This is a genomic window from Diaphorobacter sp. LR2014-1 (assembly GCF_002916785.1).
GTDB classification, from domain to species: Bacteria; Pseudomonadota; Gammaproteobacteria; order Burkholderiales; family Burkholderiaceae_C; genus Diaphorobacter; species Diaphorobacter nitroreducens.
In genome coordinates, this window is record NZ_MTBE01000022.1 from 1 (window position 1) to 21,056 (window position 21,056).

At 62.2% G+C, this 21,056-nt stretch carries 26 protein-coding genes and 1 tRNA gene; 2 read left to right on the plus strand and 25 right to left on the minus strand.

The window, feature by feature from the left end; all coding sequences use genetic code 11:
• The first annotated feature begins 340 nt into the window (after positions 1-340).
• The gene (locus tag BV908_RS14530; protein WP_146052264.1) at positions 341-2,113 is read left to right on the plus strand and encodes a hypothetical protein; all 1,773 of its coding nucleotides are present in this window, start codon (positions 341-343) and stop codon (positions 2,111-2,113) included.
• Positions 2,114-2,148: 35 nt separating this feature from the next.
• Here BV908_RS14530 and BV908_RS14535 read toward each other — a convergent pair.
• From BV908_RS14535 to BV908_RS14655, 25 genes are all read right to left on the minus strand, one after another.
• Positions 2,149-2,225 (minus strand) — tRNA-Met (locus BV908_RS14535).
• Between the two features lie 24 nt (positions 2,226-2,249).
• Positions 2,250-2,639, minus strand: coding sequence for a 50S ribosomal protein L17 (gene rplQ, locus BV908_RS14540; protein WP_011803868.1), 390 nt, complete (start codon positions 2,637-2,639; stop codon positions 2,250-2,252).
• A gap of 89 nt (positions 2,640-2,728) precedes the next feature.
• Complete coding sequence (gene rpoA, locus BV908_RS14545; RefSeq protein ID WP_011803867.1) at positions 2,729-3,721, minus strand: DNA-directed RNA polymerase subunit alpha; 993 nt, start codon at positions 3,719-3,721, stop codon at positions 2,729-2,731.
• A gap of 111 nt (positions 3,722-3,832) precedes the next feature.
• The gene (gene rpsD, locus BV908_RS14550; protein WP_012655444.1) at positions 3,833-4,456 is read right to left on the minus strand and encodes a 30S ribosomal protein S4; all 624 of its coding nucleotides are present in this window, start codon (positions 4,454-4,456) and stop codon (positions 3,833-3,835) included.
• Between the two features lie 88 nt (positions 4,457-4,544).
• The gene (gene rpsK, locus BV908_RS14555; RefSeq protein ID WP_011803865.1) at positions 4,545-4,949 is read right to left on the minus strand and encodes a 30S ribosomal protein S11; all 405 of its coding nucleotides are present in this window, start codon (positions 4,947-4,949) and stop codon (positions 4,545-4,547) included.
• 17 nt (positions 4,950-4,966) lie between these two features.
• Positions 4,967-5,332, minus strand: a complete 366-nt coding sequence (gene rpsM, locus BV908_RS14560; RefSeq protein WP_011803864.1) for a 30S ribosomal protein S13 — start codon at positions 5,330-5,332, stop codon at positions 4,967-4,969.
• A gap of 23 nt (positions 5,333-5,355) precedes the next feature.
• Complete coding sequence (gene rpmJ / locus BV908_RS14565) at positions 5,356-5,469, minus strand: 50S ribosomal protein L36 (RefSeq protein WP_003050535.1); 114 nt, start codon at positions 5,467-5,469, stop codon at positions 5,356-5,358.
• Positions 5,470-5,613: 144 nt separating this feature from the next.
• Entirely contained in the window at positions 5,614-6,933 is a 1,320-nt protein-coding gene (secY, locus tag BV908_RS14570; RefSeq protein ID WP_011803863.1) for a preprotein translocase subunit SecY, read from the minus strand.
• Between the two features lie 23 nt (positions 6,934-6,956).
• A complete protein-coding gene (gene rplO / locus BV908_RS14575) occupies positions 6,957-7,388 on the minus strand; it encodes a 50S ribosomal protein L15 (RefSeq protein ID WP_011803862.1) in 432 nt (143 codons plus the stop codon).
• A gap of 10 nt (positions 7,389-7,398) precedes the next feature.
• Positions 7,399-7,581, minus strand: coding sequence for a 50S ribosomal protein L30 (rpmD, locus tag BV908_RS14580; RefSeq protein WP_012655443.1), 183 nt, complete (start codon positions 7,579-7,581; stop codon positions 7,399-7,401).
• 14 nt (positions 7,582-7,595) lie between these two features.
• The gene (gene rpsE, locus BV908_RS14585; RefSeq protein ID WP_011803860.1) at positions 7,596-8,117 is read right to left on the minus strand and encodes a 30S ribosomal protein S5; all 522 of its coding nucleotides are present in this window, start codon (positions 8,115-8,117) and stop codon (positions 7,596-7,598) included.
• Between the two features lie 17 nt (positions 8,118-8,134).
• Positions 8,135-8,500 carry a 50S ribosomal protein L18 gene (gene rplR, locus BV908_RS14590; protein ID WP_011803859.1) on the minus strand — a complete coding sequence of 122 codons (366 nt, stop codon included), beginning with the start codon at positions 8,498-8,500 and terminating at the stop codon, positions 8,135-8,137.
• Positions 8,501-8,511: 11 nt separating this feature from the next.
• On the minus strand, positions 8,512-9,045 hold the full coding sequence (rplF, locus tag BV908_RS14595; RefSeq protein ID WP_011803858.1) for a 50S ribosomal protein L6: 534 nt from the start codon (positions 9,043-9,045) through the stop codon (positions 8,512-8,514).
• Between the two features lie 24 nt (positions 9,046-9,069).
• On the minus strand, positions 9,070-9,465 hold the full coding sequence (gene rpsH, locus BV908_RS14600; RefSeq protein WP_011803857.1) for a 30S ribosomal protein S8: 396 nt from the start codon (positions 9,463-9,465) through the stop codon (positions 9,070-9,072).
• Positions 9,466-9,485: 20 nt separating this feature from the next.
• A complete protein-coding gene (gene rpsN, locus BV908_RS14605; protein ID WP_011803856.1) occupies positions 9,486-9,791 on the minus strand; it encodes a 30S ribosomal protein S14 in 306 nt (101 codons plus the stop codon).
• Between the two features lie 9 nt (positions 9,792-9,800).
• On the minus strand, positions 9,801-10,340 hold the full coding sequence (gene rplE / locus BV908_RS14610; protein ID WP_103738498.1) for a 50S ribosomal protein L5: 540 nt from the start codon (positions 10,338-10,340) through the stop codon (positions 9,801-9,803).
• A 9-nt stretch (positions 10,341-10,349) separates the two neighbouring features.
• A complete protein-coding gene (gene rplX / locus BV908_RS14615) occupies positions 10,350-10,670 on the minus strand; it encodes a 50S ribosomal protein L24 (protein ID WP_011803854.1) in 321 nt (106 codons plus the stop codon).
• A 10-nt stretch (positions 10,671-10,680) separates the two neighbouring features.
• Entirely contained in the window at positions 10,681-11,049 is a 369-nt protein-coding gene (gene rplN, locus BV908_RS14620) for a 50S ribosomal protein L14 (protein ID WP_011803853.1), read from the minus strand.
• 191 nt (positions 11,050-11,240) lie between these two features.
• Positions 11,241-12,839 carry a glycerol-3-phosphate dehydrogenase/oxidase gene (locus BV908_RS14625; protein WP_103738499.1) on the minus strand — a complete coding sequence of 533 codons (1,599 nt, stop codon included), beginning with the start codon at positions 12,837-12,839 and terminating at the stop codon, positions 11,241-11,243.
• A 101-nt stretch (positions 12,840-12,940) separates the two neighbouring features.
• Positions 12,941-14,674, minus strand: coding sequence for an ABC transporter substrate-binding protein (locus BV908_RS14630; RefSeq protein WP_103738500.1), 1,734 nt, complete (start codon positions 14,672-14,674; stop codon positions 12,941-12,943).
• 174 nt (positions 14,675-14,848) lie between these two features.
• Positions 14,849-15,157 (minus strand): DUF2160 domain-containing protein, encoded by a 309-nt coding sequence (locus BV908_RS14635; protein WP_011803850.1) that lies wholly within the window; start codon positions 15,155-15,157, stop codon positions 14,849-14,851.
• 149 nt (positions 15,158-15,306) lie between these two features.
• Positions 15,307-16,119, minus strand: a complete 813-nt coding sequence (locus BV908_RS14640) for a carbohydrate ABC transporter permease (RefSeq protein ID WP_012655440.1) — start codon at positions 16,117-16,119, stop codon at positions 15,307-15,309.
• On the minus strand, positions 16,112-17,008 hold the full coding sequence (locus tag BV908_RS14645; protein ID WP_012655439.1) for a sugar ABC transporter permease: 897 nt from the start codon (positions 17,006-17,008) through the stop codon (positions 16,112-16,114). Before BV908_RS14645 ends, BV908_RS14640 begins: the two co-directional genes overlap by 8 nt.
• A 147-nt stretch (positions 17,009-17,155) precedes the next feature.
• Entirely contained in the window at positions 17,156-18,226 is a 1,071-nt protein-coding gene (locus BV908_RS14650; protein ID WP_103738501.1) for an ABC transporter ATP-binding protein, read from the minus strand.
• 1 nt (position 18,227) lies between these two features.
• Positions 18,228-19,310 (minus strand): ABC transporter ATP-binding protein, encoded by a 1,083-nt coding sequence (locus tag BV908_RS14655; protein WP_103738502.1) that lies wholly within the window; start codon positions 19,308-19,310, stop codon positions 18,228-18,230.
• Positions 19,311-19,693: 383 nt separating this feature from the next.
• Here BV908_RS14655 and BV908_RS14660 point away from each other — a divergent pair, with 383 nt between their 5' ends.
• Positions 19,694-20,959 (plus strand): porin, encoded by a 1,266-nt coding sequence (locus tag BV908_RS14660; protein WP_103738503.1) that lies wholly within the window; start codon positions 19,694-19,696, stop codon positions 20,957-20,959.
• Positions 20,960-21,056: the final 97 nt, after the last annotated feature.

A 21,056-nucleotide genomic window follows, 5' to 3' on the forward strand; every position in this document is an offset into this window, starting at 1 on the left:
CTAGCCGTTCTCGGAAAGAGTTGCTAAGGTAGCCCTGATTGGCCCACAATGCGCCCCAGTCAACGACTGGGGCGCTTCTTTGTCTGAGGTGAAATCGCTTCCAGGAGCGGTTTCGTCCGGCGAATGGCCTTGGCGGTTCCCTCCGACCGCCGCCGGCATCCAGGTCAACCACTGCCGGAACCCTAAGTGCGCCAACTTTGGCGTACCGCCCCACAACGAGTCCAAGCGTGGGGCCGCCGCCCGAAAGCCGGGTGGATACGCACCCGGAGACTACCGCGTTGTCGCCAGCGGTAAGGGTCAACCAAATCTGTTTTGCCACCTTTGCAGGGAAAGCTTTCCCATGCAGAGCAATCTGGCCATCGCGGAAGAGTTATTGCGAATCGGCAGATACCTGGAGCCCCAGCTTCCAACGTGTCCCAACGAGGACTGCGAGCTATTCCGCAAAGCCGAACCTGAACATAGTGGGCGGCACACAAGATTCGGAACTAACGCACACGGCACGCCGCGATTCAAGTGCGGAGCCTGTCGAAAGATATTCGTCTTTGGCGGTCGCTCGACAAAGCGCCAACAGAAAACCCATCCGAACATTGGCATATTCGAGCATCTGATGAATTCGATGCCCTTGCGGCGAATCATCAAGGTGCTGGGAATTTCGCCTGCTATTCTCTACGACCGAATCGACTTTATCCACGAGCAATGCCAGATTTTTGCTGGCGAGCGAGAGCGCGGGCTTCTTGACCGGGAGGACCTCGGCAAGAGGTATATCTCGACCGACCGACAAAAGCTCATTGTCAACTGGTCGGACCGGAAGAGCAGAAAGAACACTGTCCTCCTTTCCATCGCGAGCGCCGACCAAATAACAGGCTACCTGTACGCGGCGAACGTCAACTTCGATGGCGAGATGGATAGTGAGAAGGTCAAGGAGGAGATGACCAAATTCGGCGACCAGCGATTGGCAAAACCCTTTCGACGGTTTGCTCGGGTTTGGTTACCCCAAGACTGGGATGACGCTGCGGTACGGGCTGCCGCGAGCCGTAAGGGCACCCGACGGGCCAGCGAGGAGCCAACTGAGCTGCCTGGGGAGCTGCTCGCGGCTGTCAAGGACACCTATGACGCGGCTCAGGAGCGCGAGGACATCGAGAGCGGCGACGACCCCTCGACGGCGACCAGGGCGCCGGCCAAGGGCATGCTCTTGCACGAGCAGACCGTCATGGCGGCACATATTCAGTTCGTGACGAGATTGCTGCAGAAGGCAGAGAAACTAAGATTCTTCGTTGACCAAGAATCTGGTATTCGGGCTGCAATCTTGGTGAGCGTTCCGGAGCGCGTTCTAAATAGGACCGCAGACGCATTCTACGTAAAGGTCCTCAAGGAATTCACGGTTGACCAGAAGAAGGGGATTGTTGGCGCTGCCAAGCGGCGACTCCGGAAGGTAATGAGTGACGCCGGAGTTGACGAGGAAGAGGCCAGCTTAATCCTGGCCCTGGAAGAGTTAAGCAGCCCAACACTTATTGGCAAGTGGGGCGACCCTTGGTTTCGACATCCAATCGCGGACATGCGAGAGCCACAAAAGGGAGTTTCGTGGCTCACTGATATTGACGAACCCGAGACTGACCCGGAAAAGCGGAGTGACCAGCTTCGTCATTTTGCCCGGCTGCACCTGAAGGCGTCATTGACGGCTGTTGATAGATTCTTCATGCAAGTTCGACGGGCGCTCACGGTAGCCGAACGAGGGGTTATCAGCGCGAGCGCCGACAGAAGACTTTGGTTTGGTAAGAATGCCTATAACCCAGCGGTTCTGGTGAAACTGGTAGAAATCTTTCGAACCTACTTCAATTATTGCGAGGTCGGCGAAGACGGGAAGACTCCCGCCATGCGGCTCGGATTGGCGAAGGGACCAATTACGGCGGAGGACATCATCTATTACCAACCGCCTTTGCCACCGCGCCGGAGGGCACCGCCCAAACCTGCAGAGCCCAAGCCGCTGCCGCCAGGCGTCTGGCCGGCTGAACTGTTCGACGTCCGAAAAGAAGAACCCCTCCTCACCTTGCGGCGGGAGGGGTCTGAAACGAACCGAGCTGCTGGCTTAGCAACTCCTAGCGAGAACGGCTAGACCGAAGTGGGCCATTTTCTCTGACTATCAGAATTTGGTTGCGCGAGAAGGATTTGAACCTCCGACCTTTGGGTTATGAGCCCAACGAGCTACCAGACTGCTCCATCGCGCGGTAGACTGAAATTATAACCTAGATTTAAGCTTCCGTGGAAGAAACTTCAGGCGTCTCAGCACGATCAACCAGTTCGACGTATGCCATGGGCGCGTTGTCGCCCACCCGGAAGCCCATCTTCAGAATGCGGGTATAGCCGCCGGGGCGCGTCTTGAAACGCGGACCCAGGTCGTTGAACAGCTTCGTCACGCTGTCACGATCACGCAGGCGATTGAAAGCCAGGCGGCGATTCGCAACGGAATCTTCCTTGGCCAGGGTGATCATGGGTTCGATCACGCGGCGCAGTTCCTTGGCCTTGGGCAACGTGGTCTTGATGGCCTCGTGCTCGATGAGCGAGTTCATCATGTTCTGCAGCATCGCGAGGCGGTGCGAGCTGGTGCGATTGAGTTTACGGAGGCCGTGTCCGTGGCGCATGGTGCTTTCCTTTGATGTAATTAAATCGGGCAGCCGTATCAGGTACTGCCCGAGGCACTGGCTCTTTTCAAAGAGCCTAAAATTATAACTTAACGCTTGTCTAGCCCTGCCGGAGGCCAGTTCTCGAGCTTCATACCGAGGGTCAGGCCGCGCGAAGCGAGCACTTCCTTGATCTCGTTGAGCGACTTGCGACCCAGGTTCGGCGTCTTCAGCAGTTCATTCTCGGTTCGCTGAATCAGATCACCGATGTAATAGATGTTCTCTGCCTTGAGGCAGTTGGCAGAGCGGACGGTGAGTTCCAGTTCGTCCACAGGACGCAGCAGGATCGGATCGAAGGTCGCAGCGCCGCGAGAGCTTGCCGGCGCATCGAAAGCTGCCAACTCACCGCCTTCCAGCTGCGCGAATACTGCCAGTTGTTCCACCAGAATCTTGGCGGAAGCGCGGACCGCGTCCTCGGCAGTAATAGCGCCGTTGGTTTCGATCTCGACGACGAGCTTGTCCAGGTCCGTGCGCTGTTCCACACGCGCGCTCTCGACGGTATAGCTCACGCGTTTCACCGGCGAGAAGGAAGCATCCAGCACGATACGGCCAATGGACTTCGTCGCCTCGTCCGCGTAGCGGCGCAGGTTGCCGGGCACGTAGCCGCGGCCCTTCTCCACCTTGATCTGCATGTCCAGCTTGCCGCCCGCAGACAGCGTGGCAATGACGTGCTCGGGGTTCACGATTTCAACGTCGTGCGGCGTCTGGATGTCGCGCGCTGTGACGACGCCTTCGCCATCCTTGCGGAGGCTCAGCGTGACTTCGTCACGGTTGTGCAGCTTGAACACCACCCCCTTGAGGTTCAGCAGGATGTTGACCACATCCTCCTGAACGCCGTCAATGGACGAGTATTCGTGCAAGACACCGGCAATCGTCACCTCCGTTGCTGCGTAACCCACCATGGAAGAGAGCAGTACACGGCGAATGGCATTGCCCAGCGTGTGCCCGTAACCGCGCTCAAAAGGCTCCAACGCCACCTTGGCACGGTTGGGGCCAAGTTGCTCGACATTGATTGCCTTGGGTTTCAGCAAATTGGTTTGCATGCAGACTTCCTCTCAATACCCCCAGCTCGTTACACCGGTAAGGCTGGTGAAGCGCCTAAACCGCGATGCCTCGCGGTTCAGGGACGATTTCGGCTAACTTAAGGCTATGGTTTAACGCGAGTACAACTCAACGATCAGGGATTCGTTGATGTCTGCGCCGAACTCATCGCGATCCGGGACCTTCTTGAAGGTACCTTCTACCTTGTCGGCATTCACTTCGACCCAAACGGGCATGCCCACCTGCTGCGCCAATTGCAAAGCTTCAACAATACGTGCCTGCTTCTTGGATTTTTCGCGTACCGCAACCACGTCGCCGGCCTTGACCAGATAGGATGCGATGTTGACGCTTTGACCATTCACAGTGATGGCCTTGTGGGACACGAGCTGGCGCGCTTCGGCACGGGTCGAGCCGAAGCCCATGCGGTACACCACGTTATCCAGGCGGCACTCGAGCAGGCCGAGCAAATTAGCGCCCGTATTGCCCTTGAGGCGTTCAGCGGCCTCGAAATAGCGGCGGAATTGCTTTTCCAGCACGCCATACATGCGCTTGACTTTCTGCTTTTCGCGCAGTTGCAGACCATAGTCTGACGTGCGTGCGCCAGAAGTACGGCCATGCTGGCCTGGCTTCGAATCAAACTTGGCCTTGTCCGCGATAGAGCGGCGTGCGCTCTTCAGGAACAGGTCGGTGCCTTCGCGGCGGGAGAGTTTGGCCTTGGGGCCGAGATAACGTGCCACTTTTTATATCCTTGAATCGACTGCCGCAGCGGACTGCGGGAGCCACCATCGCGCCAGGCGATCGGTGGCGGTGGGCTTATGAAACCAATTAAATACGGCGGCGTTTCTGGGGGCGGCAACCGTTGTGGGGCACAGGCGTCACATCCGAGATGGAGGTGATGCGGATGCCGAGAGCGCCCAGCGCGCGCACCGAGGATTCGCGGCCAGGACCGGGACCCTTGATTTCGACATCGAGGTTCTTGATGCCTTGCTCAATGGCTGCGCGACCGGCCACTTCCGATGCCACCTGAGCAGCAAAAGGAGTTGACTTGCGCGAACCCTTGAAGCCCTGGCCACCAGAAGACGCCCAGGACAGAGCATTGCCTTGGCGATCGGTGATCGTAATGATCGTGTTGTTGAAGGAGGCGTGCACGTGGGCGATGCCGTCCGAAATGTTCTTGCGAACCTTCTTGCGCACACGTTGCGCGGCATTATTGGCAGGAGATTTAGCCATAGTGATCTTTCAGAATCTTACTTCTTCAGTGCCGCTGCACCCTTGCGCGGGCCCTTGCGGGTGCGTGCGTTGGTGCGCGTGCGCTGACCACGCATCGGCAGACCGCGACGATGACGGAAACCGCGATAGCAACCAATGTCCATCAGTCGCTTGATGTTCATCGTGGTCTCACGGCGCAGGTCACCTTCGATGGTGAACTGAGCGATCTGGTCGCGAATCTTCTCCAGATCGGCATCGGTCAATTCCTTGACCTTCTTGGAATAAGCAATTCCGCATGCCTCGCAAATCTTGCGAGCACGGGTACGCCCGATCCCGTAGATGGCCGTCAGGCCAATCTCGGTGTGCTGATGGGGCGGGATATTGATACCAGCAATACGTGCCATGTTCGTCCTCTAATACTTCCCAATCAACCTTGGCGCTGCTTATGGCGCTGATCCGTGCAGATCACGCGCACAACGCCCTTACGGCGGATGATTTTGCAGTTACGGCAAATTTTCTTGACCGAAGCCGAAACCCTCATTGCATTCTCCTAAACTTGTCCAATCGTTCCGGCCCAGTGCGCGGAACACAAAATAAGTGCCCGCGATGGATCGAAGGGCATCAATAAGCCGTTGCTTCTTGGCGAACCCGCGACTATAGCGCATTCGCCAAAGGCACACGGACATCAGGTACCTAATGTCGTCTTGAAGTTAGCCTTCTTCAGCAGCGACTCGTACTGCTGCGACATCATGTAGTTCTGTACCTGAGCCATGAAGTCCATCGTCACGACAACGATGATCAGCAACGACGTACCACCAAAATAGAACGGCACGTTGTACTTCAGGATCAGGAACTCGGGCAGCAAACACACGAATGTGATGTAAACAGCCCCGGCCAGCGTCAGCCGCACCAGGATCTTGTCGATGTAGCGCGCGGTATGTTCACCCGGGCGGATGCCTGGAATGAATGCTCCGCTCTTCTTCAGGTTGTCTGCCGTTTCGCGGCTGTTGAAAACCAGAGCCGTGTAGAAGAAACAGAAGAAGATGATCGCCGCGGCGTAGAACATCACATAGACCGGCTGGCCGGGCGTCAGTGCCGCAGAAATATCACGCAACCACCGCATCGACTCTCCCGCACTGAACCAATTCACAATGGTTGCAGGCAGCAGGATGATGGACGACGCAAAGATTGGAGGAATCACACCCGCCATGTTGAGCTTCAAAGGCAGATGGGAGGATTGCCCACCATAGACCTTGTTGCCCACCTGGCGCCGCGCATAGTTCACCAGTATCTTGCGCTGACCACGTTCGACGAAGACGACGAAGTACGTCACCAGTCCCACGACGATCACGATGAAGATGGCTGCCAGGATGCTCATCGCCCCCGTGCGCACCAACTCCAACAGACCACCGATAGAACTGGGCAGACCCGCGGCGATACCGGCAAAGATCAGGATCGAAATACCGTTGCCCAGGCCGCGCTCAGTGATCTGTTCACCCAGCCACATCAGGAACATCGTGCCGGCGGTCAGGCTGACCACTGCCGTGAGCCGGAAGCCGAAGCCCGGACTCAACACGAGACCTGCGGAGCTCTCCAGAGCCACCGCAATACCCAGCGATTGGAAAATCGCCAAGCCCAACGTTCCATAACGGGTGTACTGCGTGATCTTGCGGCGCCCGGCCTCCCCTTCCTTCTTCAACTGCTCGAATGTGGGCACCACATAGGTCATCAGCTGCATGATGATCGATGCCGAGATGTACGGCATGATCCCCAGCGCGAAGACCGTGAAGCGCGAGAGCGCTCCACCCGAAAACATATTGAAAAGGTTGAGAATGCCGCCCTGCTGGCCACTGAACAACTGCTGCAGCTGCGCCGGGTCAATCCCAGGAACGGGAATGTGCGCGCCGATGCGGTACACAACCAACGCGAGCAGCAGAAAGACCAGACGCCGGCGGAGATCGCCAAACTTACCGGTTTTTGCCAGTTGAGCTGCGTTAGTAGCCACAGATGCCTTTCGTCAGAACCAGATCAGGCCAGGCTACCGCCGGCCGCTTCGATGGCAGCCTTGGCGCCAGCAGTTGCGGTGATTCCCGACAGCTTCACAGCCTTGGAAATCTCGCCACTCTTGATCACCTTGACCACCTTGGCCAGCTCGCCCACCAGTCCTGCGTTCTTCAACGCCAGCACATCCACCTCAGCCAACCCCAGGTTTTCCAGGGCGGTCAAGGAGATTTCCGCATTGAACTTCAGCAGGTGCGATTTGAAGCCGCGCTTGGGCAGACGGCGCTGCAAAGGCATTTGACCGCCTTCGAAGCCCACCTTGTGGTACCCCCCGGAGCGGGACTTTTGTCCCTTGTGGCCACGGCCAGCGGTCTTGCCCAGGCCGGAACCAATGCCGCGACCAACGCGGCGCGCGGCGTGCTTGGCACCATCTGCGGGCTTGATGCTATTGAGTTCCATCATCAACCTCTCAGAGGACTTTGACCAGATAGCTGATCTTGTTAATCATGCCGCGCACTTCAGGCGTGTCCTTGAGTTCGCTGATGCTGTTGAGCTTGCGAAGACCCAGGCCACGAACGGTAGCGCGGTGCGATTCTTTGGTGCCAATCGGGCTGCGCACCAGTTGAATCTTGATGGTTTGTTGCGTTGTCATTGCACGCCTCCCTATCAGGCAGCGAAGAGGTCTTCGACCGTCTTACCGCGCTTAGCGGCCACTTCGGCCGGCGTAGTGGAATTGGTCAGGGCGTCAAACGTGGCGCGAACCATGTTGTAAGGGTTGGACGAACCGTGGCTCTTGGCCACGATATCGGTAATGCCCATCACCTCGAACACGGCGCGCATCGGGCCGCCAGCGATGATGCCGGTACCCTTGGGGGCCGGGGCCATCATCACCACGGCTGCGCCGTGGTGGCCCGTCACGTTGTGGTGAATGGTGCCGTTCTTCAGCGACACCTTCACCATGTTGCGACGTGCCTCTTCCATGGCCTTTTGCACGGCGGCGGGCACTTCCTTGGACTTGCCCTTGCCCATGCCCACGCGGCCGTCACCATCGCCAACCACCGTCAGCGCAGCGAAGCCCAGAATGCGGCCACCCTTCACGACTTTGGTCACGCGGTTGACCGCGATCATTTTTTCGCGCAGACCGTCGTCCTGACCTTCGCTCTGTACCTTGGGTTGAAATTTAGCCATTTTGTATTCCGCTCCGCTTAGAACTGCAGGCCGGCTTCACGGGCTGCATCGGCCAGGGCCTTCACGCGGCCGTGATATGCAAAACCTGCACGATCAAATGCAACCTTCTCGACACCGGCCGCCTTCGCCTTCTCGGCGATGCGCTTGCCGATGATCTGGGCTGCAGCGGCGTTGCCACCCTTGCCCGAGCCACCGAGCGACTTGCGCACATCGGCTTCGGCCGTGGATGCGCTGGCCAGCACCTTGCTGCCATCGCCGGAGATCACACTGGCGTAGATATGGAGATTCGTACGATTGACCGTCAGACGCGCGACACCTTGCTGGGCAATGCGGATGCGGGTCTGGCGGGCACGACGAAGACGCTGCTCTTTTTTGGTCAACATGCTGCAGCTCCTTACTTCTTCTTGGTCTCTTTGATCGTGACTTTTTCGTCCGCGTAGCGGATACCCTTGCCCTTATAGGGCTCGGGCGGACGAACGGCACGGATCTCGGCGGCCAGCTGGCCCACCACTTGGCGGTCAGCACCCTTGATCACGATTTCGGTGGGCGTCGGCGTGGCAACGGTGATGCCGGTGGGCATCTCGAAGTTCACGGGATGCGAAAAACCGATGGCCAGGTTCAGCTTGTTGCCGGAGGCTGCTGCCTTGAAGCCCACGCCGATCAGCGTCAACTTCTTCTCAAAGCCCTTGCTCACACCGACCACCATGTTGTTCACCAACTGGCGCACGGTGCCGCTCATGGCATTGGCCTCACGCGAGTCGTTGACCGGCTCAAAGCTCAGCTTGCCTTCGTTGTTAGACACCTTCACCAGCGCGTTCTGCGCCAGCGACAGCACGCCACCAGCACCCTTGACACTGATCTGGTCGTCCTTGATGGACACATCCACGCCTGCGGGGATGCTTACCGGGGATTTACCTACACGGGACATTTCAGTCTTCTCCTCAATGCCACGTTAAGCGACGTAGCAAAGCACCTCGCCACCGACACCGGTAGCGCGCGCCTTGCGGTCGGTCATCACACCCTTGGGCGTCGTGACAATTGCCACGCCCAGGCCGTTCATGACTTGCGGAATGGAACCACAGCCCTTGTACACGCGCAGGCCGGGACGGCTCACGCGCTCGATGCGCTCGATCACCGGGCGACCGGCGTAGTACTTCAGGGTGATTTCGAGTTCAGTCTTGCCGCTCTCGGACTTCACTTCGAAGCCGTCGATATAACCCTCGTCCTTCAGCACCTGGGCGATGGCAACCTTCACTTTGGAAGAAGGCACCGACACGGTGGCCTTGGACACCATTTGTGCGTTGCGGATGCGGGTCAGCAAGTCAGCGATGGGATCACTCATGCTCATGTTGTATCTCTCCTGCCTGCTTACCAGCTGGCCTTGGTGACACCGGGGATGTCACCGGCAAATGCCAGTTCACGGATCTTTGCGCGACCCAGACCGAATTGACGGAAAGTGCCACGGGGACGACCGGTGATTTCGCAGCGGTTACGCTGGCGCGTGGGGTTGGCGTTGCGAGGCAGTTTCTGCAGGCCCAGACGGGCCGCTTCGCGCTCTTCGTCGCTGCGCTTGGCATCGCCGGCAATCGCCTTCAGTTCCGCGTACTTGGCGGCGTACTTGGCGGCCAGTTTTTCGCGCTTCAGTTCGCGCTGGATCAAAGCTACTTTAGCCATACGCTGCCTTTAGTTCTTGAACGGGAAACGGAAAGCCGTGAGAAGCGCCTTGGCTTCTTCGTCGGTCTTGGCCGTCGTGGTGATGCTGATGTTGAGGCCGCGCAAGGCATCCACCTTGTCGTACTCGATCTCAGGGAAAATGATCTGCTCTTTGACGCCGATGTTGTAGTTGCCACGGCCGTCGAATGCGCGACCGGAGATACCACGGAAGTCGCGCACGCGGGGCAGCGCGATCGTCACGAAGCGATCCAGGAATTCGTACATCCGCGCACCGCGCAGCGTCACCATGCAACCAATGGCCTGGCCTTCGCGGATCTTGAAACCGGCGATAGCCTTCTTGGCCTTGGTCACCACGGGCTTCTGACCTGCGATCTTGGTCAGGTCCGCCACGGCGTTGTCCATGATCTTTTTATCCGCCACGGCCTCGCTCACGCCCATGTTGAGCGTGATCTTGGTCAGACGGGGAACCTGCATGGGCGAGGTGTAACCGAACTGCTTGACCAGTTCGGGGGCGATCTTGTCGCGGTAGATTTCTTGCAGTCGTGCCATGTGGACTCCTTAGGCAGCCTTGATTTCGGCGCCGCTGGACTTGAACACGCGAACACGCGTGCCGTCGGCCTGCACCTTGATGCCCACGCGGTCAGCCTTGCCGGTAGCGGCATTGAAAATGGCCACGTTGGATTGGTGGATGGGCATGGCCTTTTCCACGATGCCGCCAGTCGTACCCTTCATGGGGTTCGGCTTGACATGCTTCTTGACCAGGTTAATGCCTTCGATGACCAGATGAGAGTCATCCTTGCGCAGCGACACCGTGCCGCGCTTACCCTTGTCGCGCCCGGTGAGCACGATGACTTCGTCGCCCTTGCGGATCTTGTTCATGGCGCGTCCTTTAGAGAACTTCGGGAGCCAGGGACACGATCTTCATGAAGCGCTCGGTACGCAGTTCACGCGTCACGGGGCCGAAGATGCGGGTGCCAATGGGCTCCAGCTTGGAATTGAGCAACACTGCTGCATTGCCGTCGAACTTCACGAGCGAACCGTCGCCGCGGCGGATACCCTTCGCCGTACGCACAACCACTGCGCTGTAGACCTCGCCCTTCTTGACGCGGCCACGCGGAGCAGCTTCCTTCACGCTCACCTTGATGATGTCGCCAACGCTGGCATAGCGACGCTTGGAACCGCCCAGCACCTTGATGCACAGGACGGACTTCGCGCCGGTATTGTCGGCAACGTCTAACCGAGATTCTGTTTGGATCATTTCAATATTCCCAACTTGCACCAGCGGTCGAATGCCCCGAAGCCTTTCAAGGCGGCCGACCTGCCAGTCAGTCTTGGGCCCGTCGTCCACGCCGCAAACCATTTGCGGCGCTTCCCGCTGGGCAGAAACCTCGCGCACTTAACGCGAAGCCCGGCAGTATCGCAAACTTGAAACCGGGCGTCAAGCGCTTTTTATGCCGGCACCGTGGCGTAGTGTGCGGCCAACTCTAGGAACGCGGGCAGCTGCGGGTCCTGGCCGGGGATTTCCTCGCGCAGGATGTCCGCCACGCGCGGCGCCAGCGCGGCCGCCAGGCGCGCATCGAGAAACAGCACGCGCGAGCGCCGTGCGAGCACGTCCTCCACGGTGCGTGCGTACTCATGGCGCGCGGCGAAGCGCACCATGGCCTCGCTGAGCCCTTCGGCCAGTTGCACCTGCGAACCCGGAAGGGCTTGCACCCGCGCGGCCTCGTCACCGTAGGAATGCAGACCCTGGGGCGCGTTCATTCCCTGTCGCTCCCGGGTGGCACCTGCTCCTACCAGGGGCAGCGCAACGGTGATCCCGCCCGGGCGGCGCGGCAGCAGGTGTTCGTCCATGCACTTGAGCAGTACATCCTCGGCCATGGCGCGGTAGGTGGTCCACTTGCCGCCAGTCACGGTGACCAGCCCGCTGCGGCTGGCCAGCACGGTGTGTTCCCGGCTGATGCTCTTGGTGGCGGCGGCGTCTTCGTCCGAGGGCTTGACCAAGGGACGCAGGCCCACCCAGATGCTGCGCACATCGCTCGCCTGGGGGGCGCGCCGCAGGTAGCGCGCCGATTCCCCCAGGATGAAGGCCACTTCCTCCCGCATGGCCTGGGGCTCGCGCGCCAGATCCTGGCGTGGGCTGTCGGTCGTGCCCAAAATCACCTTGCCCAGCCAGGGCACCGCAAACAGCACCCGCCCGTCGGCCGTCTTGGGCACCATCAGCGCATGATCGGAGGGCAAGAACTCGCGGTCCACCACGATGTGCACCCCCTGGCTGGGCGCCACCATGGGCTTGACGGGCTGGCCGCTCACATCGCCATCGCGCTGGCGCAGGGCGTCCACCCACACGCCGGTGGCGTTGACCACGCAGCGCGCGCGCACCTCGTAGCGCCGCCCGGTCTCGGCATCCTGGCAAACCACGCCCGCCACCTTCCCCCCGTCGTACAACAGGTCGTCCACGGGGCAGTAGTTGAGCAGCAGGGCCCCCCGCTGCGCGGCGGTACGCGCCAGGGCCAGGGCCAGTCGGGCGTCGTCGAACTGCCCGTCCCAATACTTCACGCCGCCCTTGAGCCCGTCGGCCATGGCCGTGGGCAGGCAGCGCAGGGTCTCCATGCGCCCAAGGAATTCGGTAGGCCCCAGGCCCGCCTTGCCGGCCAGGGCGTCGTACATCTTCAGGCCCATGCCGTAGAACGGCGTTTCCCACACCTTGTAAGAAGGCATGACGAATGCCAACGGCTGCGCCAGGTGGGGGGCGTTGCGCAACAGCGTGGTGCGCTCATGCAGCGCCTCGCGCACCAGGGCGATGTTGCCCTGCGCGAGGTAGCGCACGCCGCCGTGCACCAGCTTGGTGGCACGTGAGGAGGTGCCCTTGGCGAAGTCGTGCGATTCCAACAGCACGACGGAAAAGCCGCGCGCCGCCGCATCCAGCGCCACCCCCAGGCCCGTCGCCCCACCTCCGACGACCGCCAGGTCGTAGGTCACGGGTTGAGCCAGGCGGGCCAGCAGGTCGGCCCGTACGGTTGCCAAAGGGGTGGAGGTGTCGCTAGTCATAAGGGGAATGGTCCGTAACCCTGACAGAAAAATCAGGGTTTACCCTGAATTGTGACCGGATCCGCGGGATGGGCCCGGCAAAGGGCCCATCCGCTGCGGCATCAACGCACCTTGCCGTCCTTCCAGGCCTGCAGCAGGGTGTTGTAGTTGATGGTTTCGCCCTTGGGCTTTTCATTGGCGAGCTTCTTCCAGGGCGCGTGCTTATCGCTCAGCCACTTGGCCGGGTCACCCTTGGCGTTCAGCTTGGGCGCGCAGCGCTCCATGCCAGCGCGCTGCAGGCGGGCCATCACCTGGTCCATCTCGTCGGCCAGTGTGTCCATGGCGGCCTGCGGGGTCTTCTCGCCCGTGACGGCCTGGGCCACGTTCTTCCACCACAGCTGCGCCAGCTTGGGGTAGTCGGGCACGTTGGTGCCGGTGGGAGACCAGGCCACGCGCGCAGGGCTGCGGTAGAACTCGACCAGGCCGCCCAGCTTGGGCGCCATGTCGGTCATGGCCTTGGAGCGGATGTCGGACTCGCGGATCGGCGTCAGGCCGACGACGGTCTTCTTCAGCGACGTGGTCTTGGCCGTCACGAACTGGGCGTAGAGCCACGCGGCGGCCAGGCGGTCGGGGTTGTGGTCCTTGAAGAAGGTCCAGCTGCCCACGTCCTGGTAGCCGTTTTGCATGCCCTGCTTCCAGTACGGGCCGTTGGGGCCGGGGGCCATGCGCCACTTGGGCGTGCCGTCGGCATTCACCACGGGCAGGCCGGGTTTGGTCATGTCGGCGGTGAAGGCGGTGTACCAGAAGATCTGCTGCGCGATCTGGCCCTGGGCGGGCACGGGGCCGGCCTCGCCGAAGGTCATGCCCATGGCTTCCTTGGGCGCGTACTTCTTCATCCAGTCCACGTACTTGGTGAGCGCGTAGACGGCGGCCGGCGAGTTGGTCGCGCCGCCACGGGCCACGCTGGCGCCCACCGGGGTGCACTTGTCGTCGGCCACGCGGATGCCCCATTCGTCGATGGGCAGGCCGTTGGGCGTGCCGATGTCGGCGCTGCCGGCCATGGACAGCCAGGCGTCGGTGAAGCGCCAGCCCAGCGACGGGTCCTTCTTGCCGTAGTCCATGTGGCCGTAGATGGGCTTGCCGTCGATGTTCTTCACGTCGTTGGTGAAGAACTCGGCGATGTCCTCATAGGCGCTCCAGTTCAGCGGCACGCCCAGGTCGTAGCCGTACTTGGCCTTGAACTTGTCCTTCAAGTCCTTGCGGTCGAACAGGTCGGCGCGGAACCAGTACAGGTTGGCGAACTGCTGGTCGGGCAGCTGGTACAGCTTGCCGTCCGGGGCGGTGGTGAACTTGGTGCCGATGAAGTCCTGCAGGTCCAGGCCGGGGTTGGTGTAGTCCTTGCCCGGGCCGGCCATGTAGTCGGACAGGTTCAGGATCTTGCCGTAGCGGTAGTGGGTGCCGATGAGGTCGGAGTCGCTGATCCAGCCGTCATAGATGGACTTGCCCGACTGCATGGAGGTCTGCAGCTTTTCGACCACGTCGCCTTCCTGGATCAGGTCGTGCTTGACCTGGATGCCCGTGATCTCGCTGAACGCCTTGGCCAGGGTCTTGGATTCGTACTCGTGCGTGGTGATGGTCTCGGAGACCACCGCGATCTCCTTCACGCCCTTGGCCTGCAGCTTCTTGGCCGCGTCGATGAACCACTTCATCTCGGCCATCTGCTGGTCTTTGCTCAGCGTGGAGGGCTGGAACTCGCTGTCGATCCACTTCTTGGCCTCGGCCTCGCCGGCCCAGGCTGCCTGCCCCAGCGCCAGCGCCGCGGCGGCAAACGCGATCGCCTTGAACTGCATCTTCATTGCTGTCTCCTCACAAGAACGCTCCCCGGGGGTTGGATGGGCGCCGGTGCCGGGGGAGAGTCGGCTGGCCCCTTTTATAAAAATGTGAGCTACTGGCGCTTGTTGTTATTGGTTTTTAGATAGTTTTCTATCTCAAATCCCCGTAAATCAAGCGCAAGCAGCTATCTTTTTTGACTACCCTTTGCGCAGCACCAGCGCCAGCACCAGCATGGACAGCACGAAGCTGATCCACACCGAGGGCTCGGCCTCCAGCGAGAACCACTGGGCCATCTTCTCGCCCAGACCCACCCAGGCCAGGTTGATGTACGCGGCGGTGAGCAGGCCGATGAACAGCCGGTCGCCGCGCGTGGTGGTCATGGGCAGGAAGCCCTTGCGCTCCACCGTGGGGGATTGGATTTCCCACACCGTCATGCCGATCAGCATGAGCACGATGCAGGTGAAGAACACCGCCACCGGGGTGGTCCAGGCCATCCAGTCAAACATGGGTACCCCCCTGAGCGCCTGCGGCGCTTCCCCCCAGGGGGACGCAGCCGGTGGCCGGGCAAAGCCCGTTCCACGGCTGCCGCTGGTATGGGACGCGTTGCGCGTGCCGCTGCGAATTGCGGTGGTTCATGTGTTGGCTTCCCTTCCCGTCAGACGCGGCCCATCGCGAACCCCTTCGCGATGTAGTGGCGCACGAACCAGATCACGATGGCGCCGGGCACGATGGTCAGCACCCCCGCTGCGGCCAGCGTCGCCCAGTCCATGCCGCTGGCGCTCACGGTGCGCGTCATGGTGGCCACGATGGGCTTGGCATTCACGCTGGTGAGCGTGCGTGCCAAGAGCAATTCCACCCACGAAAACATGAAGCAGAAGAACGCCGCCACGCCCACGCCGGCCTTGATGAGCGGCAGGAAGATGGTGAGGAAGAAGCGCGGGAACGAGTAGCCATCGATGTACGCCGTCTCGTCGATCTCGCGCGGGATGCCGCTCATGAAGCCTTCGAGAATCCACACCGCCAGCGGCACGTTGAACAGCAGGTGCGCCAGCGCCACGGCGATGTGCGTGTCCATCAGCCCCACGGTGGTGTAGAGCTGGAAGAATGGCAGCAGGAACACGGCCGGCGGCGTCATGCGGTTGGTCAACAGCCAGAAGAACACGTGCTTGTCGCCCAGGAACTGGTAGCGGCTGAACGCATAGGCCGCGGGCAGCGCCACGGTGAGCGAGATCACCGTGTTGATGGCCACGTAGATCAGGCTGTTGATGTAGCCCGAGTACCAGCTCTCGTCGGTGAAGATGGTCTGGTAGTTGGCCCAGGTGAAGTGCTGGGGCCACAGCGAGAAGCTGGACAGGATCTCCTCGTTGGTCTTGAAGCTCATGTTGACCATCCAGTAGATGGGCAGCACGGCGAACACCAGGTAGGCGATCAGGAACAGCGTGCGTTTCTGGAAGCGGGGCTCATTCATGGCCGGCACCCTCCTTCGGCGTGGTGCCCACGCGCTGCATCCAGTTGTAGAGGATGAAGCACAGCAGCAGGATGATGAGGAAGTAGATCAGCGAGAACGCCGCCGCCGGCCCCAGGTCGAACTGACCCACGGCCTTTTGCGTGAGGTACTGGCTGAGGAAGGTGGTCGCGTTGCCCGGCCCGCCGCCCGTGAGCACGAAGGGCTCGGTGTAGATCATGAAGCTATCCATGAAGCGCAGCAGCACGGCGATCATCAGCACGCCGCGCATCTTGGGCAGCTGGATGTAGCGGAACACGGCGAACTTGCTCGCGCCGTCGATGCGCGCGGCCTGGTAGTACGCGTCGGGAATGCTGCGCAGGCCGGCGAAGCACAGGAGCGCCACCAGCGGAGTCCAGTGCCACACGTCCATGGCCAGCACGGTGAGCCAGGCGTGGGTGGCGTTGCCGGTGTAGCTGTAGTCGAAGCCGATGGCCTCGAACGCCGCGCCCAGCAGGCCGATGTCCGAGCGGCCAAAGATCTGCCAGATGGTGCCCACCACGTTCCACGGGATCAAGAGCGACAGCGCCACGATGACCAGCACCGCCGACGACTTCCAGCCCTGCGCGGGCATGCTGAGCGCCAGCAGGATGCCCAGTGGAATTTCCACCAGCAGCACAGCCAGCGAGAACGTGAGCTGGCGCACGAGCGCACCGTGCAGTTCCTCGTCGCGCAGCACGGCGGCGAACCATTCCGTGCCCACGAACACGCGGCGCTCGGGGCTGATGATGTCTTGCACCGAGTAGTTCACCACCGTCATCAAGGGCAGGATGGCCGAGAAGGCCACGCACAGGATCACCGGCAGCACCAGGAACCAGGCCTTCTGGTTCACGGGTTTGGTCGTACTACTCATGGCAGTGCTCCAGGGAGTGGGCATTGCCTGCGACGCGCACCACTGGTGCGGCGCAGACGGCGGGGCGCCCAGCAAGGGCCGCTCCGCAGCAAAGGGCGCCGTCCCCCATCCAGGGGGAAGCCGCGCTGCGGCTCAGGGGGTAGCCATTCATGGCAGCAGCTCCTCGTTCTTGTAGAAGCAGGTGTGCTCGCCCAGCACCTGCAGCCAGACCGCCTCGCCCGGCGCGGGCAGCGCCTGCTCGGGCGCGAAACGGGCCTTGAGGGACTGACCTTCCACGGTGGCCGTGAGCATCTGGTGCGTGCCCACGTCCTGCACGCGCGCCACGGTGCAGCGCAACGCGCCGGGCGCGTGCGCGTCGGCCAGCGCCAGGTATTCGGGGCGCACGCCCAGTTGCACGGCGCCCTCCGGCAGCGCACGCGGCAGAGCCCAGCGCTGCGCGGCCACGGTGATCTCGCCGCCCTGCACCTGCGCGGGCAGGAAGTTCATGCCCGGCGAGCCGATGAAGTGGCCCACGAAGGCGTGCTGCGGGCGCTCGAACAGATCGCCCGGCGTGCCCATCTGCACCACGCGCCCGCGCGTCATCACCACCACCTGGTCGGCGAAGGTGAGTGCCTCCACCTGGTCGTGCGTCACGTAGATCAGCGTGAGCTTGAGCTCATGGTGGATCTGCTTGAGCTTGCGGCGCAGCTGCCACTTGAGGTGCGGGTCGATCACGGTGAGCGGCTCATCGAAGAGCACCGCGCTCACGTCCTCGCGCACCAAGCCGCGGCCCAGGGAGATCTTCTGCTTCTGGTCGGCCGACAGGCCGGCCGCGCGCATGTCCAGTTGGTGGCTCATCTCCAGCATCTCCGCGATCTGGCCCACGCGCTGGCGGATGCGATCGGCCGGCACCTTGCGGTTCTTGAGCGGGAACGCCAGGTTCTCGGCCACCGTCATGGTGTCGTAGATCACCGGGAACTGGAACACCTGCGCGATGTTGCGCTCCTGCGGGCTGGCGCGGGTGACGTCGCGGCCGTCAAACCGCACCTGCCCCTGCGAGGGCACGAGCAGGCCGGACATGATGTTCAGCATGGTGGTCTTGCCGCAGCCCGAGGGGCCCAGCAGCGCGTAGGCGCCGCCGTCATCGAAGACCATGTCCAGCGGCAGCAGCGCGTAGTCGCTGTCCTGCTGCGGATTCGGCCTGTACGAATGGGCCAGGTCGAGCTGGATGCGCGCCATGTCAGATCCCTCCCCGGCGCTGTGGCGCGCGCAGCAAGGCGCCGTCCGCGCCGAATACGTAGACATCGGCCGGCGACAGGTGCAGCACCAGCGATTCGCCCAGCTCGAAGTAATGCACGCCCGTGAACTGCGCCACCATCTCGCCCCAGGGCGTGTCGGCATGCACGAAGGTGTCCGAGCCCGAGATCTCCGCCAGCTCCACACGGCCGGTGATCGCCACGTCGCCCTCCCGCGGGCGGGCGTGCAGCGCACTGGCGCGCACCCCCAGCGTCAGTCCGGTCGCCGGTGCGTCCGCCAGCGCGGCGTCCGGCAGGGCGAGCACATCGGCACCGGCGGCCCGCACGCCGCCGGGCACGCGCTCGGCCGGCACCAGGTTCATCGGAGGATCGCTGAAGGCCCGCGCCACGCGCAGTGATGCGGGCGCGTGGAAGACCTCGGCCGTGGGACCGTACTGCAGCAGCTCGCCCTCGTGCAGCACGGCGGTGTACCCGCCCAGGAGCAGCGCCTCAGCCGGCTCGGTGGTGGCGTAGACCACGGTGGAGTCGCCCGCCGCGAACAGCTGGGTCAGCTCGTCGCGCAGCTCTTCCCGCAGCTTGTAGTCCAGGTTGACCAGGGGTTCGTCCAGCAGCATCAGCGGCGCCCCCTTGGCCAGGGCGCGTGCCAGCGCCACACGCTGCTGCTGGCCGCCGGAGAGTTCTGCAGGATGGCGCTGCAGGAACATGTCGATGTGCAGCCGTTCGGCCAGGGAGCGCACGCGGGCGTCGACACTCTTCTCGCCCCGCAGCTTCAGCGGCGAGGCGATGTTATCCGCCACCGTCATGGACGGGTAGTTGATGAACTGCTGGTAGACCATGGCCACGTTGCGCTCGCGCACCGGCACGCCGGTCACGTCGGCTCCGTCCACCAGCACCCGCCCGTGGGTCGGAGCGTCCAGCCCCGCCATGATGCGCATCAGGCTGGTCTTGCCTGCCTGCGTGGCCCCGAGCAGCACGGTGACCGCCCCGCTCTGCAGCGACAGGCCCATCTCGTGCAGCCAGGTCTGTGCCCCTACCCGCTTGCCGATGCTCTCCAATACCAGCTGCATGCAGCCACCCCTTGTTTGGTGTGACGCCAGCGCCGGTGCACGCTCGTGCAACGCCCGCTGCGCCAGGGCCAAGATCGTTCGATTGCGATCATTCTTGTTGCTTTGTGAGCGTTTCGAATCAAGGTTTACCCTGGGACTTTTCGTTTTGGTTCGCTTGCACACGGAACGCAGGCTGTCCCACCCAGCGATGCAATTTGCGAACGACCGTGCGTTTACCAGAGGTCCAACGCAAATACATCGCCGGGTTTTCCCCTGTCTCTAATGCAGCAAGCTCGGTAAAGCCACTCTTTACCGATTGAAACGTACCCCCTAGTCTCTGGTTTCACGGCACCACCCATTTCCTGGACCTGCCGAACCCATTCACCTTGCAACTCGGAGACGTTATGAAAAAAATCCATGCGCTGTCGGCAGTGGCTCTCGCCTGTGTGTCGTCTGTGGCGATGGCCCAGGCCACCACGCCCGGCGCAAGCAGCGTGATGATCTATGGTCTGGTCGACGTGGGCATCAACCACATCACCGGCGCACCCGGCGGCAGCATGACGCGCGTGACCAGCGGCAACATGGAAGGCTCGCGGCTCGGCTTCAAGGGCAGCGAAGACCTGGGCGGCGGTTACAAGGCCATCTTCACCATGGAAGCGCGCCTGGAAGCCGACACCGGCGGCCTGAGCAACCGCCCCATCTCCGGCGGCCGCCTGCCCGACCGCCTGAGCACGGCCACCTCGCTGGGCCTGCCCGCTGCGCTGCAGCCTGCCGTGACCGCGGTGGCCGGCCAGATCGGCAACTCCGTCGGCGTCAACCTGAACAACAGCTTCTTCGACCGCCAGATCTTCACCGGTCTGGTCACGCCGTTCGGCCAGTTCACCGTGGGCCGCCAGTACACGCCCGGCTACCTGGCCACGGCGAACTTCGACGTGATGAAGACCGAGTCCAGCCTGTCCCTGGGCCAGTTGGCGGCGATCCCCGCCTCGTTCGACATCCGGATCAGCAACTCGCTGCAGTACGGCCTGCAGGTCGGCGGCCTCACCGCCACGGCCATGTATGCCGCTGGCGAAGTGGCCGGCCGCACCACCGCACGGCGCCTGCTGGGCGCGATGGCCATCTACAAGGGTGACGGCTACTCCTTCGGCGGCGGCTACAACACCCGCAACAACGAACTGGGCCAGAAGTCCCTGACCACGGCCGTCATCGGCGCCACCGTGGACGTGGGCCCCGGCACGCTGACGGGCCAGTACGCAACCATCAAGGACAACAACCCGAGCGACTTCTCGGCCATCGCGGCAGGCCTGGCGGCCAACCCGGCCACGGCGCCCGTGGCCACCCTGGTGCAAAACGCCTTCCTGCAGGGCTTCCGCCAGGACACCCACCTGTACCAGATCGGCTACCGCCTGACGAGCGGCCCGCACACCGTGGCCGTGGCCTACAACAACATGGACGACCGCCGGCCCTTCAATGCCGACCGCTACTCCTACGGTGCGGCCTACACGTATGCGCTGTCCAAGCGCACCGACCTGAATGCCGTGGTGACGCACCTGGAGAACAAGAACACCTCGCAGGATCTGCTGGGTGGCAACGGCTTCCTGGGCGGCGTGGCCTCGGCCCCAGGCAAGGACGTCAACAGCGTGACGCTGTCCATCCGCCACCGCTTCTGATCGGCGGCGCAGCACCGGCGGTCCCTCGGACCGCTGGTTCACTCGCTTCCACCAGTCCCCCAATCCTCCACCCGGAGGATTTTTTTTGCCCGGCTGC

What these genes read in the sequence shown, in the direction of transcription:
- BV908_RS14530 (WP_146052264.1), top strand. Translation starts at nt 341, where the DNA reads ATGCAGAGCAATCTGGCCATCGCGGAAGAGTTATTGCGAATCGGCAGA.
- rplQ (WP_011803868.1), bottom strand. Translation starts at nt 2,639, where the DNA reads ATGCGCCACGGACACGGCCTCCGTAAACTCAATCGCACCAGCTCGCAC.
- rpoA (WP_011803867.1), bottom strand. Translation starts at nt 3,721, where the DNA reads ATGCAAACCAATTTGCTGAAACCCAAGGCAATCAATGTCGAGCAACTT.
- rpsK (WP_011803865.1), bottom strand. Translation starts at nt 4,949, where the DNA reads ATGGCTAAATCTCCTGCCAATAATGCCGCGCAACGTGTGCGCAAGAAG.
- rpsM (WP_011803864.1), bottom strand. Translation starts at nt 5,332, where the DNA reads ATGGCACGTATTGCTGGTATCAATATCCCGCCCCATCAGCACACCGAG.
- rpmJ (WP_003050535.1), bottom strand. Translation starts at nt 5,469, where the DNA reads ATGAGGGTTTCGGCTTCGGTCAAGAAAATTTGCCGTAACTGCAAAATC.
- rplO (WP_011803862.1), bottom strand. Translation starts at nt 7,388, where the DNA reads ATGGAACTCAATAGCATCAAGCCCGCAGATGGTGCCAAGCACGCCGCG.
- rpmD (WP_012655443.1), bottom strand. Translation starts at nt 7,581, where the DNA reads ATGACAACGCAACAAACCATCAAGATTCAACTGGTGCGCAGCCCGATT.
- rpsE (WP_011803860.1), bottom strand. Translation starts at nt 8,117, where the DNA reads ATGGCTAAATTTCAACCCAAGGTACAGAGCGAAGGTCAGGACGACGGT.
- rplR (WP_011803859.1), bottom strand. Translation starts at nt 8,500, where the DNA reads ATGTTGACCAAAAAAGAGCAGCGTCTTCGTCGTGCCCGCCAGACCCGC.
- rplF (WP_011803858.1), bottom strand. Translation starts at nt 9,045, where the DNA reads ATGTCCCGTGTAGGTAAATCCCCGGTAAGCATCCCCGCAGGCGTGGAT.
- rpsH (WP_011803857.1), bottom strand. Translation starts at nt 9,465, where the DNA reads ATGAGCATGAGTGATCCCATCGCTGACTTGCTGACCCGCATCCGCAAC.
- rpsN (WP_011803856.1), bottom strand. Translation starts at nt 9,791, where the DNA reads ATGGCTAAAGTAGCTTTGATCCAGCGCGAACTGAAGCGCGAAAAACTG.
- rplE (WP_103738498.1), bottom strand. Translation starts at nt 10,340, where the DNA reads ATGGCACGACTGCAAGAAATCTACCGCGACAAGATCGCCCCCGAACTG.
- rplX (WP_011803854.1), bottom strand. Translation starts at nt 10,670, where the DNA reads ATGAACAAGATCCGCAAGGGCGACGAAGTCATCGTGCTCACCGGGCGC.
- rplN (WP_011803853.1), bottom strand. Translation starts at nt 11,049, where the DNA reads ATGATCCAAACAGAATCTCGGTTAGACGTTGCCGACAATACCGGCGCG.
- BV908_RS14625 (WP_103738499.1), bottom strand. Translation starts at nt 12,839, where the DNA reads ATGACTAGCGACACCTCCACCCCTTTGGCAACCGTACGGGCCGACCTG.
- BV908_RS14630 (WP_103738500.1), bottom strand. Translation starts at nt 14,674, where the DNA reads ATGAAGATGCAGTTCAAGGCGATCGCGTTTGCCGCCGCGGCGCTGGCG.
- BV908_RS14635 (WP_011803850.1), bottom strand. Translation starts at nt 15,157, where the DNA reads ATGTTTGACTGGATGGCCTGGACCACCCCGGTGGCGGTGTTCTTCACC.
- BV908_RS14640 (WP_012655440.1), bottom strand. Translation starts at nt 16,119, where the DNA reads ATGAATGAGCCCCGCTTCCAGAAACGCACGCTGTTCCTGATCGCCTAC.
- BV908_RS14645 (WP_012655439.1), bottom strand. Translation starts at nt 17,008, where the DNA reads ATGAGTAGTACGACCAAACCCGTGAACCAGAAGGCCTGGTTCCTGGTG.
- BV908_RS14650 (WP_103738501.1), bottom strand. Translation starts at nt 18,226, where the DNA reads ATGGCGCGCATCCAGCTCGACCTGGCCCATTCGTACAGGCCGAATCCG.
- BV908_RS14655 (WP_103738502.1), bottom strand. Translation starts at nt 19,310, where the DNA reads ATGCAGCTGGTATTGGAGAGCATCGGCAAGCGGGTAGGGGCACAGACC.
- BV908_RS14660 (WP_103738503.1), top strand. Translation starts at nt 19,694, where the DNA reads ATGAAAAAAATCCATGCGCTGTCGGCAGTGGCTCTCGCCTGTGTGTCG.